Annotated in this window: 12 protein-coding genes; 9 read left to right on the top strand and 3 right to left on the bottom strand. The window is 64.9% G+C overall.

Annotation, left to right across the window (positions count from 1 at the left end; all coding sequences use genetic code 11):
- Window positions 1-4: 4 nt before the first annotated feature.
- Window positions 5-1,573, top strand: a complete 1,569-nt coding sequence (locus CHB96_RS17295; RefSeq protein ID WP_089248466.1) for a glycoside hydrolase family 183 protein — start codon at window positions 5-7, stop codon at window positions 1,571-1,573.
- Here CHB96_RS17295 and CHB96_RS17290 read toward each other — a convergent pair.
- Window positions 1,485-2,957 (bottom strand): CCA tRNA nucleotidyltransferase, encoded by a 1,473-nt coding sequence (locus tag CHB96_RS17290; RefSeq protein ID WP_089248464.1) that lies wholly within the window; start codon window positions 2,955-2,957, stop codon window positions 1,485-1,487. The genes CHB96_RS17295 and CHB96_RS17290 overlap by 89 nt on opposite strands.
- A gap of 130 nt (window positions 2,958-3,087) precedes the next feature.
- Between CHB96_RS17290 and CHB96_RS17285 the strand changes: the two genes are divergently transcribed.
- The 8 genes from CHB96_RS17285 (at window position 3,088) to CHB96_RS17250 (ending at window position 14,367) form a co-directional block, all read left to right on the top strand.
- Window positions 3,088-3,645 (top strand): NUDIX hydrolase, encoded by a 558-nt coding sequence (locus tag CHB96_RS17285; protein ID WP_089248462.1) that lies wholly within the window; start codon window positions 3,088-3,090, stop codon window positions 3,643-3,645.
- Window positions 3,646-3,648: 3 nt separating this feature from the next.
- The gene (locus CHB96_RS17280) at window positions 3,649-5,997 is read left to right on the top strand and encodes a DUF6049 family protein (RefSeq protein ID WP_089248460.1); all 2,349 of its coding nucleotides are present in this window, start codon (window positions 3,649-3,651) and stop codon (window positions 5,995-5,997) included.
- Window positions 5,994-9,986 (top strand): murein biosynthesis integral membrane protein MurJ, encoded by a 3,993-nt coding sequence (locus tag CHB96_RS17275; RefSeq protein ID WP_245865809.1) that lies wholly within the window; start codon window positions 5,994-5,996, stop codon window positions 9,984-9,986. Before CHB96_RS17280 ends, CHB96_RS17275 begins: the two co-directional genes overlap by 4 nt.
- A 123-nt stretch (window positions 9,987-10,109) precedes the next feature.
- Window positions 10,110-10,703, top strand: a complete 594-nt coding sequence (gene sigM, locus CHB96_RS17270) for an RNA polymerase sigma factor SigM (protein ID WP_089248458.1) — start codon at window positions 10,110-10,112, stop codon at window positions 10,701-10,703.
- A 58-nt stretch (window positions 10,704-10,761) separates the two neighbouring features.
- Window positions 10,762-11,466, top strand: a complete 705-nt coding sequence (locus CHB96_RS17265; protein WP_089248733.1) for an RsmA family anti-sigma factor — start codon at window positions 10,762-10,764, stop codon at window positions 11,464-11,466.
- A gap of 152 nt (window positions 11,467-11,618) precedes the next feature.
- A complete protein-coding gene (trxB, locus tag CHB96_RS17260; protein ID WP_089248731.1) occupies window positions 11,619-12,605 on the top strand; it encodes a thioredoxin-disulfide reductase in 987 nt (328 codons plus the stop codon).
- Between the two features lie 43 nt (window positions 12,606-12,648).
- Window positions 12,649-12,981 carry a thioredoxin gene (gene trxA / locus CHB96_RS17255; protein ID WP_089248456.1) on the top strand — a complete coding sequence of 111 codons (333 nt, stop codon included), beginning with the start codon at window positions 12,649-12,651 and terminating at the stop codon, window positions 12,979-12,981.
- A 195-nt stretch (window positions 12,982-13,176) separates the two neighbouring features.
- A complete protein-coding gene (locus CHB96_RS17250) occupies window positions 13,177-14,367 on the top strand; it encodes an N-acetylmuramoyl-L-alanine amidase (protein ID WP_089248454.1) in 1,191 nt (396 codons plus the stop codon).
- Between the two features lie 12 nt (window positions 14,368-14,379).
- Here the strand turns inward: CHB96_RS17250 and CHB96_RS17245 are convergent, their stop codons facing one another.
- Complete coding sequence (locus CHB96_RS17245) at window positions 14,380-15,066, bottom strand: hypothetical protein (protein WP_089248452.1); 687 nt, start codon at window positions 15,064-15,066, stop codon at window positions 14,380-14,382.
- Window positions 15,067-15,299: 233 nt separating this feature from the next.
- Window positions 15,300-16,352: a ParB/RepB/Spo0J family partition protein gene (locus CHB96_RS17240; RefSeq protein WP_089248450.1), complete on the bottom strand. Its 1,053-nt coding sequence runs from the start codon at window positions 16,350-16,352 to the stop codon at window positions 15,300-15,302.
- Window positions 16,353-16,354 lie beyond the last annotated feature (2 nt).

The following is a 16,354-nucleotide window of genomic DNA, read 5'->3' as shown; positions in this document are numbered from 1 at the left end:
CACGATGCGCGGACGATCGGCCGTACTGGGCTGCACGGTGGCCCTGATCGCCGGGAGCACCGTCCTCGCCGCGCCTGCGTCAGCGGCACCACCCGCGCCGGTGAACCATTGCGGTGAAAGCGGATTCGATCCCAAGGACTATCCACCCGAGCCGCTGGGGCCACACTCCGTTCCGGTCCTGCCTCCGCTCCCGGACCGAGTCGTCGTGCCGGTGCCGTATCCGTCCGTCGAACTCGTGCCGCTGCCGGATCCACAGCCCGATACCACCCGCGTCGATGCCGAACCTCTTGTCGACCCATGCATGGACCCCTGCCCCGATCTGACCGACGACACCGAGGAAGAACTGGCCGAAGCCACCGGCTCGGCGCGACTTCCGTTCCCGCGCATCGAGATCGACCCGCAGCCCGAGACCATCCCGATCCCGATCCCCGGCCCGCCCGGTGAAGACGTCGCCCCTGTGCCCCCTTTCGTCGTCAACCCTGCCGAGCCAGGACCGGTGACCGCGGCGCCGGCACAACCCGTCGTCGGCGATGTCTCCGTCGTCTCGCAGGTCACCGGCCCCGGTTCGGAGAACCGCACGGACAAGCGGTGGCAGCTCGACGGAACCGACCTCGGCATCATGTGGGAGAGCAAGCCCGGTGAGATCGCCGTCGCGTTCGGTGACTCCTTCGGAAAGGGCTGGGAGTACGGCGTCGTCGGTGGACCCGATTGGCGCAGCAACGCGATCGGCTACAGCACCGACACCGACCTGTCCGACGGTATGACCATCGACAGCATGGTTCAGGATTCCCGTTGTCACGCAGCAGAATTGCTGAGCAGCCGCAAGGTGAAGAACTGGGAGACCACGGTCATTCCCACATCTGGGTTCGCGCTCGGCGATCGCCAGTACATGTCGTACATGTCGGTGCGACGCTGGAGCACGGTGCCCGGCATGTGGTGGACCAACTACGGCGGCATCGCCTACTCCGACGACAACGGATCCACCTGGACGAAAGATCCACATGCGCGGTGGGACAACGTGTTCGGGGCGTCGAAGTTCCAGGTGTCGACGATGGTGCCACAGGGTGACTACGTCTACATGTTCGGCACGGTCAACGGACGGATCGGTTCGGTCGGTCTGGCGCGCGTACCCAAGGACGACCTTCTGAACAAGACGGCCTACCAGTACTGGGTCGACGGGACCTGGGCACCTACGGACGCCAACGATGCGACCCCGATCGCCGACGGCATCGCCAGCGAACTGTCGATCCGGTTCCACGACGGTCGGTGGCAGATGACCTACTTCGATCCCGTGTCGGGCAATATCGTTCTACGCGAATCGAATTCACCGCAGGGACAGTGGACCGCGCCGTCGACGCTGATCGGCACCGACGAGTATCCGAAGATCTACGGCGGCTTCATGCACCCGTGGTCGAAGGACGGCGAGCTCTACTTCACGGTCTCCGAATGGGACAGTTACAACGTGTATCTGGTGAAGGCCCAGCTCACCTCGGAGCGCTCTGCCACCACTCCAACAACGCCTTCTCCGCTTCGTCCCGGGGGAGCGGACCGCGGTCGAGTCGCAACTCCTTGAGGAACTTCCACGCCTTGCCTACCTCGGGACCCGCCGGAATGCCGAGCAACTCCATGATCGCGTTGCCGTCGAGATCCGGGCGCACACGAGCGAGATCCTCCTGCTCGGCGATCTTCGCGATCCGCACTTCGAGGTCGTCGTACGTAGCTTGAAGAGCCGCTGCCCGACGCTTGTTCCGGGTCGTGCTGTCGGCGCGAACGAGCTTGTGCAACTTGGGAAGTAGCTCGCCGGCGTCGGTGACGTAGCGCCGCACCGCAGAGTCCGTCCACTGCCCCTTGCCGTAGCCGTGGAACCGCAGATGCAGGAACACGAGCTGCGAGACGTCGTCGACCATCTTCTTCGAGTACTTGAGCGCACGCATGCGCTTCTTGACCATCTTCGCGCCGACGACCTCGTGATGATGGAAGCTCACGCCGCCACCGTCCTCGTGCCTCCGTGTGTCGGGCTTTCCGATGTCGTGAAGCAGTGCAGCCCAACGCAATACGAGGTCGGGGTCACCGTCCTCGAGGTCGATCGCCTGCTTGAGCACCGTCAGCGAGTGCCAGTACACGTCCTTGTGTTGGTGATGCTCGTCGATCTCGAGCTTCATCGCGGGCACCTCCGGCAGAACGTAACCCGCGAGCCCGGTCTCGCACATGACATCGATTCCCTCGACGGGGTATTCACCCAGGATCAGTTTGTCGAGCTCCACCTGAACGCGCTCGGCCGTGATTCGCTCGATCTGTCCTGCCATCCCGGCGATCGCGGTATGAACCCGAGGCATCAGCGAGAAACCGAGCTGCGAGACGAACCGCGCGCCGCGGAGCATGCGTAGTGGATCGTCCCCGAACGACTTCTCGGGCGACGACGGCGTATCCAACAAACCTTCGAGCAGCGCGTCCATCCCGCCGAGCGGGTCGACGAACTCCTGCGAGCCGTCGGCCCCGAGGCGAACTGCCATGGCGTTGACGGTGAAATCGCGTCGAACGAGATCTTCTTCGAGACTGGTGCCGTACTGGACCTCCGGGTTCCGCGACACCTGGTCGTACGAGTCGGTGCGGAACGTGGTGATCTCGATCAGCTGGTCGTTCTTGGCCGCGCTGATCGTGCCGAACGCGATGCCGGTGTCCCATTGATTGTCGACCCACCCGTGCAGCAACTTCTGCACGACCTCGGGCCTCGCGTCGGTCGTGAAGTCGAGGTCACCGGACAGTCGACCGAGAACCGCGTCACGAACACTGCCGCCGACGAGGAACAGTTCGTGACCGTGCGCGGAGAACCGCTCGGCCAGGGGTGTCAGCAGGCCGGACAGCTCGGACAGCGTCTCGGTCGCGGACGCCAGCAGTCTCTCCCGGCGGTCGTCGGACGCGTCGGACACTCGGGGGGATGGAGACTGTTCGGCCACGTGGATAGAGCCTAGGCGAGAGCCTGTGTGCTGGATACGGCCGTGTCGATACGGATAGGAGTGGAGCCCGCGGAACGACCCCGGTGCGGCATCGTCTGATCGGTCGGTCTTTCCCTCTAGTATTGATTGGGTGTCTTCTGGCGAGCGTGCGAACAGGAGCCGCCGCAACCCGCGGCGGCGAAACGCACGTGCCGATACCGAGAAGCCGAGGCTCAGGACGGTGCGCGAAACGTCGGCCGGTGGTCTGGTGGTCGACGGTCTGGACGGCCCCCCTTCCCAGCGTTGCGCCGCTCTCATCGGCCGCACGGACCGCCGCGGACGGCTGCTCTGGTCGCTGCCCAAGGGCCATATCGAGCAAGGTGAGACCGCAGAACAGACGGCGATGCGTGAGGTTGCCGAGGAGACCGGCATCCGCGGTTCCGTTCTCGCGTCGTTGGGCAGCATCGACTACTGGTTCGTCACCGAGGGTCGACGTGTGCACAAGACCGTTCACCACTATCTTCTTCGTTTCCTCGGCGGAGAACTGTCCGACGAGGACGTCGAGGTCACCGAGGTGGCATGGGTGCCGCTGAGTGAGCTGAACTCCAAACTCGCCTATGCAGACGAACGGAAGCTCGCTGCGATCGCCAGCCAACTGATCGAGGGCATGAGCAAGCCGGACCCCGAGACGCCCGTCGGCAGGGAGTGAGAAGTGCAGCTCCCACGGGTCACTGCGGCCGCATTGACCGCAGTTCTTCTTGCGCTGACGCCATCGGTGGCACTCGCGCAGGAGCCCGACGCCTCCGACCCGTCGTCGAGCACCGAGGTCACCTATCAATCGAGTGACAGCGATCTCCCCGAGACCACCCGAGGAAATCAGTTCCTCGAACTGTCGATCGACACCGTGGCACCCGGAACGGTGACCACCAGCAGCGAACCGTTCGTGACCGTTCGCGCGACCGTCACCAATACCGGCGACCGACGCGTCGACGACATCAGCGTTCGCATGCAAGGGGCCGACGCCGTCGCCCAGCCGTCCGAGCTACGCACGACTCTGTCCCTGGACCAGCAGGAATACCCCTACACGGGCGAGTTCCAGAACGTCGCCGACAGCCTCGAGCGCGGAGCAAGCACACAATTCGTCGTCTCGATGCCCCTCCGCAGCACCACAGCCCCGTCGTTGAACATCGACACACCCGGTGTCTATCCACTGCTTCTCAACGTCAACGGCACTCCCGAATACGGTGGAACCGCGCGACTCGACGACGCCCGATTCCTGCTCCCCGTCACCGGCGTGCCGCGCGACCCGACCGACCCGACGTCGGTACCCCTCCCGCCGAGCACCGCCGAACCCGTCGCGACGACGGTTCTGTGGCCGCTCGCCGACAAGCCTCGACTCGCGGCAGGCAATCCAGGAACGCTCGAGGACAAGGTCAAGCTCGTCGACGACGAACTCGCCGGTGAACTCGCCACGGGCGGCCGACTCGACGAACTGCTTCAAGCCGTCGAATTCACGACGACGGATCAACTCGATCCGGAGAATCGACTGGCCGACAGCATGTGTCTGGCGATCGACCCCGATCTGCTCGTCACCGTCGCCAACATGCAGCGCGGCTATCTCGTCGTCGAAGATCCAGCGGACCCGGACGGACCGACGCGAGAGGGCACGGGCAGCGACGCGGCCGCAGCGTGGCTGTCGCGGCTGCAGGCAGTGGCCGGGTCGATGTGTGTCACCGCCGTACCGTTCGCGCAGGTCGATCTCGATGCGATCGGCCACGTCGGTGACGCCACGCTCGCGGCGAGCGCGCTGGATTCGCCGTCGGACATCGTGGATTCACTGCTCGGCGTGACGTCGGTTCGCGACATCGTGTGGAGCGCGTCGGGACAACTGGGTGCGCCTGCGGCTGCGGCCGTGCGGTCGACAGGCTCGAGCACTGCGCTGCTCGCCGACAACAGCGTCGCCCCGGCGGCTGCGGGTGGCGTCGCCGCTGTAGCGGGTGGCAGCACGGTCGACGCGCCGCTGAACACGACGGTGTTCGACTCGGCGTCGGCAACGGCGTTGGCAGGCGTCGGCGAGGTGCCGTCGACGCCCGAGTTCACGCCCGAGGATCAACGATTCGATCTGACGCAGGACTCCCGGACCGCACGACTGCAGGATGCCGTCGGCGCCATGTTCTATCACGCACTCGAGGCTCCGACCGGGTCGCCGCGTGCCGTGACGATCGCGCCGCCGCAGTACTGGACCGCAGGGGGCGACGAACCGACGACCATTCTGTCGTCGATCTCGTCGATGCTTAGGTCCGGTCTCGCGACACCGCGGCCACTGACGACTCTGATCGCCGAAGCGCCGACGGGAATGCCCGTCGAGGCACGGACGGTGTCTCAGGCGGATCGCGACGTCTACCTCGAAGACCGCGTCCGCGCGCAGTCTGCGCGAATCGAGTCCCTTCGTGCGTCGCTCGTCGAGGATCCTCAATCGGCGCTGACGCCGCGGCTCTACACCGCGCCGCTGCGTGAGGACCTGCTGCGCGCACTCACGACCGCAGGACGCGACACGAATCCGGCATACGCGTCGGACATGGCACGCGCGCGGCTCGACGCGTCGGAATCCTCGGTGGATTCGATGTTCGACGCAGTGACGGTCGTCGCTCCCGGCGGCGTCTACACGCTGGCGTCGGAGCAGAGTCCGTTGCTGCTCGTCGCGCGAAACGACCTTCCGGTTCCGGTCAACGTGCGGCTCGAGGTCGACGCACCAGCGGAAATGACCATCTCCGACGTCGGTACGACGGCTCTTCCCGCCCGCGGAAGCCGGACGATCACCGTTCCCGCGCAGGTCGACGACACCCGTAATCTCTCTGTCGATTTCGCGTTGACGACCCTCGACGGGCAACAATTGGGCGAAGCGACAACAGTGTCCGTACGGTCGAATGCGTACGGACAGGCTCTGGCGATCATCACCGCCTGCGCTGGAGTCCTTCTGCTGTTGCTCGCAGGGCGCCGACTGTGGCACAGGTTCAGGGGGCAACCCGACCCGGCCGACGAAGGGTACGAACGACCATGACCGGGAACATCCCGTACGAAGGGGACGTCCCACGTGGTCGGCTGCCCGCTGCACAGGTCTTTCGCCGCACGACGCCTCCCCGGCAGGCGCCGTGGGAGCGCGAACCGGTCCGCGAGATGCGCAGCTACCCGGCCCCGCCGTCGCCTGACGGCGGCCCGGCCCCGGACAACTCCGTCACGCAGCTCATTCCTCGCTTCCGCGACGAGGACTATCCGCCGGTAGCAACGCCCGAACCGGAGAAGCCCGCGCCGAAGCCGCAGAAGAGTCTGCTGGCGTCGACCGGGTCCATCGCTGTCGCGACGCTCGTCAGCCGGATCACCGGGTTCTTCAAACAGGTCGTCATGCTGGCGATCCTCGGCGGTGCGATCGCCAGTTCGTTCACGTCGGCGACGATCCTGCCGAACATGATCTCCGAGCTCGTCCTCGGAGCGGTTCTGACGGCCATCGTCGTTCCCGTGCTCGTGCGCGCCGAGATGGAGGATGCCGACGGCGGCACGTCCTTCGTCCGAAGACTGTTCACCGTCGCGTTCACGATGCTGTTCGTGGTCGCGGTCATCGCCACGATCAGCGCGCCGCTCCTGAGCAGGATGCTGATCGACGACACGGCAAAGGTGAGCAGTGATCTGACCACGGCTCTGTCCTATCTGCTGCTGCCCGCGATTCTGTTCTACGGGTTGTCCGGCCTGCTGACGGCCATACTGAACACGCGCCAGAACTTCCGGCCCGGTGCCTGGGCGCCGGTGTGGAACAACCTCGTCGTTCTCGGTATTTTCTCGCTCTACTTCTTCGTCCCCGGTGAGATCACGCTCGATCCGGTGAAGATGAGCGATCCGCACATCCTCATCCTGGGCCTCGGCGTCACGGCCGGTGTGATCACGCAGGTAACCGCACTGATTCCGGCCCTGCGCCGCGAGAAGATCGACCTGAGGCCACTGTGGGGATTCGACGCCCGCCTCAAAGCATTCGGCGGGATGGCCGCCGCGATCATTCTCTACGTCGTCATCAGCCAGGCGGGCCTCGTCTTCGCGACGCGCATCTCCGCGGGTGCCGACGCCGCAGGCCCGGCCATCTACTCGCAGGCATGGATCCTGCTGCAGTTGCCGTACGGCATCCTCGGCGTCACCGTGTTGACCGCGATCATGCCGAGACTGAGCCGCAACGCCGCGAACGGTGACACCCCTGCCGTCGTCGACGACCTGTCCGTTGCGACCAGGCTCACGCTCGTCGCCCTCGTGCCGATCGTCGTGTTCCTGACGTTCGCCGGGCCGTGGGTCGGCGAGGCGCTCTTCGGCTTCGGCAACTTCGCCGACGACGCACCTCGCCTCGGTGAAGCAGTCAGCTGGTCGGCATTCACGCTGATCCCGTACGCGCTCGTCCTCATCCATTTGCGCGTGTTCTACGCCAGGGAACAGGCATGGACACCGACGTGGATCATTCTCGGCATCACCGGCGTGAAGATCGCACTCTCCGCTCTCGCACCGGTCGTCGCGTCCGACGACCAGCAGGTCGTGTTGTGGCTGGGTGTCGCGAACGGTCTCGGATTCGTGGTCGGGGCCTGCATCGGCGGATTCCTGCTGCATCGCAGCCTCGGAGACCTGCGCATGATCAACGTAGGCAAGACCATCTGGATGGTTCTTCTCGCGTCCGCTGCAGGCGGAACGGCCATGCTCGCCATCGACCGCATCGTCGACCTGGGCGGACTCACCGAACCCCTGGGCATGATCGGGGCGATGTTGCGCGTCGGAATCTGCGCGGTACTGATGCTCGGCATCACGTTCGGCATCCTGTGGTTCGGCCGGATTCCCGAGGTACTTGCCGTGACGGTCGCGATCAGCCGTCTGGTGCGGAAGGTTCGCGGACGGACACCCGAATCCGTGACCGCTACGCCCGAAATTACCGATTCGATACCGGTCGTCGGCTCAGCCACTGCATGGGAGACTGCGGAGCAACGACTCCCGTACCCTGGACCCCGGCGGACCGGGACGTCATCTTCTGCAGGTCAGCCCCGCGAGAGCAGGCATGCGGTACAACTCGGGGAACACGCGCGCGAAGGAGAGAGAGTGACGGACGACGATGTGGCTGGGGGGACGGCCGATTCCACTGCCGGTGGCACCGACCGAGCGACCGGAGGGGTCGAGGTCGACGAGCGATCAAAGGCCACATCCGCCCAGGTCGAGCCGTCGTCGACGTCCGAGAAGAAGAGCGATGCCGTGACGCCGCCGAAGGACGAGGACGTCGCACAGGCACCGACCGAGGAGACTGCCCCGACGAAGGCTGCGGCCGAGAAGTCGGCGGCCGAGAAGCCTGTAGTCGAGAAGGCTGCCGCGGACAAGGCCCCCGAGAAGCCCGAAGCCGAACCGGCCGAGAAGCCCGACGCCCCTGCTGCGGGTGCCGACGCACGCACGGCACAGACGCCGTCCGTCGCAGCGCCGTCCGAACCGGCGCGCTCGCTGCGCGGGCCGAAGCTCATCCCCGGCGCATCGGTGGCCGGTGGACGCTACCGCCTGCTCGCTCCGCACGGAGGTGCACGCGGACTCAAGTTCTGGCAGGCCCACGACGTCAAGCTGGACCGGGAAGTCGCCCTGACGTTCGTCGATGCCGATCAGCAAGCGACCTCGGTGTCGCCTGATCGTCCCGAAGGACCGCAGGCGATCCTGTCCAGGACCCTGCGTCTCGGACGCATCAACTCACCCGGCCTCGCCCGCGTGCTCGACGTCGTCCGCGGCAGCTCGGGCGGCATCGTCGTCGCCGAATGGACGCCAGGACGCTCGCTCCGCGAGATGGCCGACACCGTCCCGTCGCCGACGGGTGCAGCTCGTGCCATCAAGGCACTTGCCGCGGCAGCCGAGGCAGCACACCGCAGCGGTGGCGCGCTGTCGATCGACCACCCCGATCGTGTCCGCATCAGCACGAGCGGCAACGCCGTCCTTGCCTTCCCGGCGACCCTGGCCGACGCAGATCCGTCGTCCGACGTGCGTGGGCTCGGCGCGATGCTCTACGCGCTGATCACCGCTCGATGGCCCATCGCCGACGCCTCCGACCGTCCCGGAGCGCCCCCGCGCGCCGTGGGTGGAATGAAGCCCGCCGATCGCGATGCGAACGGAAGTGCGGTCGAGCCGCGTCGCATTCGGTCGGACGTGCCGTTCGAGATCTCGGCCGTCGCGGTTCGCGCGCTCGAGCAGAACAGCGGAATCCGCACTGCCGCAACGGTTCAGCACGTTCTCGACCAGGCCGCCGTCGTCAACGACAAGACCGACCTGATGCCCGCGCTCCGGCTCGGACAGCGCCCGGCCGGTGCGTCGGGACATTCACTTGCCGACCCGGAAGAGGCTGCAGCACAACAGCTCCGGTCCAAGCGCACCAACATCGCCTTGGTCGTTCTCGGTGTCCTCACGGTCGTGGTGCTCGGCTTCGCCGGATACTGGCTGTTCACGTTCCTCGCAGGCGGCAGCTCCGACGAGCCGTTGACCGAACAGGACTTCGGACTGACGACGAGTGCCACCGCTCCTGCAGTACCCGGGGCGCCCGAGGGCGCACCTGCACCCGCCGCCGCTCCCGTCACCATCGACTCGGTCGAGGTGTTCTCACCACAGGGCAGTGCGGACAGCGCCGCGACGTCGGGCAACGCCATCGACGGTGACCCGTCGACGGTCTGGCAGACGGATGCCTACTTCCAGCCGTTCCCGGCGCTGAAGAACGGTGTCGGCCTGCTCGCCACACTGCCGTCGTCACAAGTGCTGACGAGTGCGTTCGTGAACTCGCCGTCGCCCGGAACCGTCGTCGAGATTCGGTCGGCGCCGAGTGACTCGCCCAGCTTGGCCGACACAACGGTGATCGGACAGGCGACACTCGGCGAAGGTGTCACCGACATTCCACTGAACGCCACCGAACCCACGGACCACGTGCTGCTGTGGATCACCGGTTTGAGCACCGATGGCGGACGCAACCAGTCGGCGATCGCGGACTTCGGTTTCACTGCTCGATCCTGACGAAGTACCGAAAAACGCTCGGATTCACCTGCGCGACGTAGGTGAATCCGAACGTTTCGTACTCTTCGGTCTCGATGGCCTAGGCTCTCCCCAATGCGGTAACACGGGGGGAGCCGTTTTCGTATGGGGATTTTCGGGATCAACAGAGAGGCCGGGGGGCTTCTCAGCGGGCGGTCCGATGTCGAACTGCTGACCGCTCACGTTCGGGGGGACCCCGACGCGTTCTCAGCACTGGTGCATCGTCATCACGAACACTTGTGGATGACGGCTCGTCGGACCAGCTACACCTCGGAGGACGCCGCCGACGCCCTGCAGGAGGCGCTGTTGTCGGCCCACCGCACGGCCGGGTCCTTTCGAGCCGACGCGGCGGTACGAAGTTGGTTGCACAAGATCGTCGTCAACGCATGCCTGGACCGAATCCGACGCAATCGGTCGAGGCCGACGACGCCGCTCACCGACGCCGACGTGCAGGAACCGGCAGATGCCAGAGACCGTATGTCCGACGTCGAGACGTCCATCGAGGTGCGCACCGCGCTCATGGCGCTTCCTCCGGAACAACGCGCCGCTGTCGTCGCCGTCGACATGGAGGGTTACTCGGTCGCCGACGCGGCCGCGCTGCTCGGCGTCCCGACCGGGACGATCAAGAGTCGCTGCGCCAGAGCCAGACAGAAGTTGGCGGTGCAGCTGCAGGACTTGCGCGACGACGGGAACCGATAGCCGTTTCATCACGTCTTACCCTGTGTAGGCATATGTGCGCAGGGGAGAGGAGACCGCAGTGACGTCACGCGGTACCGAGCCACTACCCGTCGCGCCGTACTCACTCGAGTTGTTGGCCGACTTGCATGCAGGCGTTCTGCCGCGATCCGTCAGCGACCAACTGTGGCCGATCGTCGAAGCGGACGCAGACGCCAGGCGGGTCCTCGCTGCGCTCGACGCGGTGTCCGCCCGTCTCGGAGATCTCGGAGCGGACCTCGACGCCGGGGAGCCGATGCCTCCGGACATCGCCGAACGTATCGATCGCACCCTTGCCGGCGCCGGTATTCCCACGATCGGACGTGCGCGTTCCCGCCGTCGTTCCGTTCGGTTGCTCGGGATCGCTGCCGCAGTGCTCGTTGTGATCGCCACTGCCACAAGCATTTTCGTTCACAGCTCCGACACATCCGAGCCCGACGTCGTCGCCGAGAAGCCCGTTCTGACCCTCGAATCGTCCGACATCGACGATTCGGTCGTCAATTCGGTGATGGCACAGCGAGATCCGGTGCAGCTCATCGATTCCGGGGATCTCCCGGATTGTCTGCAGGCCAACGGAATCGACCGATCCAGCACGGTTCTCGGCGCGGCGCCCGTCGACATCGACGGCCATGCGGGCACCATGTTGGTCCTGTCTCGCAGCCCCGAGGCCGGCCTCACTGTTCTGGCCGTCGGCTCCGGCTGCGGGACGGGCGACCCGAATCCGCTGTTTCGCCGTGACCTGAGCTGAACCTCGTCGTCCCTTCGGCAGCACCGTCGTGGGCTGAAGTCACCGCTGTCGTTTGCGCCTCGAGCCCGCTGGGAACAACACCCTCTACCCTGGTGTTGTCATATCCGTCGGCAGCACCCTCGTCGGCACAGAACATCTATCGGAAGGCCCGCATGACTACGCCCAAGGTTCACGATCTCATCATCGTCGGCTCGGGACCGGCCGGATACACCGCAGGTGTGTACGCAGCCAGGGCTGAGCTGGAGCCGATTCTGTTCGAAGGAACACAGTTCGGTGGTGCTCTCATGACCACGACCGACGTCGAGAACTTCCCCGGATTCCGCGACGGCATCATGGGTCCGGATCTGATGGAACAGATGCGTGAGCAGGCGAAGCGCTTCGGAGCCGACATCCGCACCGAAGACGTCGAAGAGTTGAACCTCAGTGGCGAGATCAAGACCGTCTCTGCCGGTGGCGAAACGTATCAGGCGCGCGCCGTCATCCTCGCGATGGGCGCAGCTGCGCGATACCTGAACATTCCCGGTGAGGAGAAGCTGCTCGGTCGCGGCGTCAGCGCTTGTGCGACGTGTGACGGATTCTTCTTCCGCGACCAGGACATCGCCGTCATCGGCGGTGGCGATTCCGCGATGGAAGAGGCCACGTTCCTGACCCGTTTCGCTCGCAGCGTCACGATCGTTCACCGTCGCAGCGAATTCCGAGCATCGCGCATCATGCTCGAACGCGCGAAGAACAACGACAAGATCCGTTTCCTGACCGACACCAAGGTGCTCGAGGTGTTGGGCGACACGTCGGTGACGGGTCTCACCTTGGAGAACGCTGCCGGAGAGACCTCGACCTTGGATATCACCGGCATGTTCGTCGCTATCGGTCACGATCCGCGTAGCGAACTCGTCAAAGGCCAGGTCGAGCTCGACGACGCCGGATACGTGAAGGTCGCGTCGCCATCCTCGGCCACGTCCATCGAGGGCGTGTTCGCGGCCGGCGACCTGGTGGACCACGTGTACCAGCAGGCCATCACCGCAGCAGGCACCGGTTGCACCGCGTCGATCGACGCCGAGCGTTGGCTCGCCGAGCAGGGCGACATCACGAGCAATACTCTCGAACACGCCGATCAGCCGGTCGACGCAGTCACAGCCTGATCCCACCATCTCACCGCTCGATCACCGAAGGAGATACACCCCGATGTCCGACGACAAGAAGACCGTCACCATCACCGACGCATCGTTCGCCGATGATGTCCTGACCAGCGAGAAGCCTGTACTCGTCGACTTCTGGGCCACGTGGTGCGGTCCGTGCAAGATGGTCGCTCCGGTCCTCGAAGAGATCGCAGCCGAGCACGCCGACAAACTCACCATCGCCAAGTTGGACATCGACGCCAACCCCCAGGCGGCGCGTGACTTCAAGGTCATGTCGATTCCGACGTTGATCCTGTTCCAGGGTGGCAAGCCCGTCAAGCAGATCGTCGGAGCAAAGGGTAAAGCAGCCCTGCTCAAGGACCTCGACTCGGTGTTGTGATCCGTCGCCGGACGGCGTGGATTGCAGTCCGGCGAACACTTTCTGCGACAATCATCTGATGTGCCGACGCGCTCGTCGGCACATCGGCTCCCAAGGCGTGGGCAACGTGCACTTCCGGACGTCCTCGAGAATCAGTCCGGAAGTGGATACTGTCCACAGGGAAGTCGACCTATTTTCGACGAGAGGTAATCAGGTATGCACCGACTCAGTCGCGGCGATTCAGGACCCGCCGTTGCGGAGGTACGGAGCACTCTCGTCTCCCTGGGTTTTCTGCAGGAAGACGCTGCGGCGCACTCGGCGGACCCACTGCACTGGACAGCACCGGTGTCGGAGTTCGACAGTGCGCTCGACAGCGCAGTCCGCGCATTCCAGCAGCATCGTGGCCTGCTCGTCGACGGTGTCGTCGGCCAAGCCACCTATCGATTCCTCAAGGAGGCGTCGTACCGCCTCGGTGCTCGTACGCTGATCTACCAACTGTCGGCCCCTCTCTACGGTGACGACGTCGCCACCTTGCAGACGCGTCTTCAGGACCTCGGCTTCTACAGCGAACGTGTCGACGGCTACTTCGGACCCAAGACGCACGACGGCTTGTCGTCCTTCCAGCGTGAGATCGGCCTGTCACCCGACGGCATCTGCGGTCCCGCGACACTGCGCTCACTGGACCTGCTCGGCGCCCGCGTCACCGGTGGGTCGCCGCACGCCATCAGCGAGGAAGAACTGGTTCGTCAGTCCGGTCCGCAACTGACCGGCAAACGCATCGTGATCGACCCGGATCTCGGCGGTGCCGACACCGGACTCATCGTCGACGGCATCTTCGGCCGCATCAGCGAAGCCGAGATTCTGTGGGACGTCGCCAGCCGCCTCGAAGGCAGAATGGCCGCGACGGGGATGGAAACGTTCCTCTCTCGTGCCCGCGGCACCAATCCGAGTGTCGCCGAACGCGCGGAAACGTCCAACGCCTTCAATGCCGATCTGATGATCTCGTTGCGGTGCGCCTCGAGTTCCAGTCCCGCCGCCAATGGCGTCGCAAGTTTCCATTTCGGCAATTCACACGGATCGACATCGCTCATCGGTCAGGTGCTGACCGGCTACATCCAACGCGAAATCGTGGCTCGCACACCGCTTCTCGATTGCCGTAGTCACGGTCGCACTTGGGATCTGTTGCGGCTCACCAACATGCCGACCGTCCAACTGGACATCGGCTACCTCACCAATGCTTCCGACATCGAAGTACTCAGCGACCCTCGCTCACGCGACATCATCGCCGAGGCAATTCTGATCGCGGTGAAGCGCCTGTACCTCCTCGGCCAGGACGATCAGCCCACTGGCACATTCACTTTCGCCGAACTGTTGGCCGAAGAACTGGCTGCTTCGGAACGTAGCTAGCTCCCCCGTCGGTTATCCGACGCCGACGGGGTCCTTGTGCTCGATATCGACCATCGTCAGACTGGCCGCGATCAGTAGCCGCTCGAGCGCCGACTCGACGTCCTGCTTCCATCCGTGATCACGATCCAACTCGAGTCGCAGCCGCGGGTAGCGGTGATGGGGAGCAACGACGTCGAACCCCATCTTCTCGAGGAAGTCGGCATCGATCATGCACGCGGTATCCGAACAGACGAGCTGCGCCGTCGCGTTGGGTCCGGTCTTCGCGTCGTCGGCGGTCCTCCGAATACCGAAGGCCTCGAGGGCCCGCACACCACGATTGACCAGATCGGCGACGACGGCCTGAATCAGCGACGCAGAGTGGTCTTCGCGATCGACTTCCGATTCGACTCGCAGCGTCGTCAACAGGACTGCGTCTGCACTGACGGGTGACGTCGGGAACGTCGATGCGCGGGGAACGGCTCCGGGTGGTGAGTACAGAGCGCAGCCGACGGTCTCTCCACCGCTCGAGAGCATCTGACCGCACGAACCCCACTCGAGCATGATCATCGACAGCCATGCCTCGTTCTCGAATTCGAGATCGAGGGACTCGGAACCGGGAGCGACGGACTTCGGATCGAGCACCCAGAAGCGACACCGTCTCGTGTGAGCCGGCAATTGATCGAACGAGTCCAGGGTGACTCCGGTGACGAACGACGACACTACTTACCTCAGCCTCCAAGCACCGAATCCAGGCAATCGTGTGCGTCGAGTGCCGGCTACCCTCGCCAAGGATAGGCGATCGGTTCCGTTTCGGACGTGTCGAATCGGTGCGAAGCGAAAGCTATTACAAGCCAACATATTTCGGGTCCCCTCCGTCGATCGGCCGTACTCGCAAACACACCTTCGTCACAGTGACGTATCTACCGCGTACGCCAGGTCCTGAAAATCCCGAGCTACTTTCCCTTCTGACTTTCCATCATGTCGACGATGCGCTGAAGGTCGTCGACCGAACCGAATTCGACGACGATCTTGCCTTTTCTCTTACCGAGGCTGACCGTCACGCGGGTATCGAAGGAGTCGGAGAGCCGATCGGCAACATCCTGAAGACCCGGCATCTGAATCGGCTTACGTTTCGGTGCCGGCGACGGGGTACCGTCGTCGTTCCGGTTGGCCAAAGTGACGGCTTCTTCGGTCGCACGGACCGACAGTCCCTCGGCGACGATGCGCGCAGCCAACGCTTCCTGAGCGTCCGATCCCGCGTCCAGCGACAGCAACGCTCGAGCGTGCCCAGCGGACAGAACACCCGCAGCGACGCGACGCTGCACCGGAATGGGCAGCTTCAGAAGACGAATCATGTTGGTGACGACCGGACGTGAGCGACCGATCTTCGCCGCCAATTCCTCGTGAGTCACCTCGAACTCCTCGAGGAGCTGTTGGTAGGCGGCGGCTTCCTCGAGGGGGTTCAGCTGAACACGATGAATGTTCTCGAGGAGCGCATCGCGAAGCATCGCGTCGTCGGTGGTTTCCCGCACGATCGCCGGGATCGACTCGAGGCCGGCTTCCTGGCTGGCGCGCCAGCGCCGCTCACCCATCACGAGTTCGTACTTGTCGTCGCCGAGCGCACGTACGACGATCGGCTGCATCAGTCCGAATTCACGGATCGAATGCACGAGTTCCGCGAGAGCTTCGTCGTCGAAGACCGACCGAGGCTGCTTGGGGTTCGGCCGAATCAGTGACGGCGCGATCTCGCGGTAGACGGCACCGGCCGGTTCCAGATCCTCGTCTGTGCTGCGGACCGGGGGAGTGGGGGTGGGCGCCGACGCAGTTTCTTCCGGATCGGCTTTCTTCACCGGTGCTGCAGCAGCCTTCTCTGCAGCGATGACCGACCGTTCCTTGCCGATGACGACATCCGCAGCGGCATTGCCGAGCCGAGGTCCCGCATCCGGGCCCGTGGGGATGAGAGCCGCGAGCCCGCGGCCCAATCCACCCTTGCGTGCTTGACTCATAT

The organism is Rhodococcoides kyotonense, from assembly GCF_900188125.1.
In the GTDB taxonomy this organism is placed as follows: Bacteria; Actinomycetota; Actinomycetes; order Mycobacteriales; family Mycobacteriaceae; genus Rhodococcoides; species Rhodococcoides kyotonense.
This window is presented reverse-complemented; position numbering and strand designations above follow the sequence as displayed.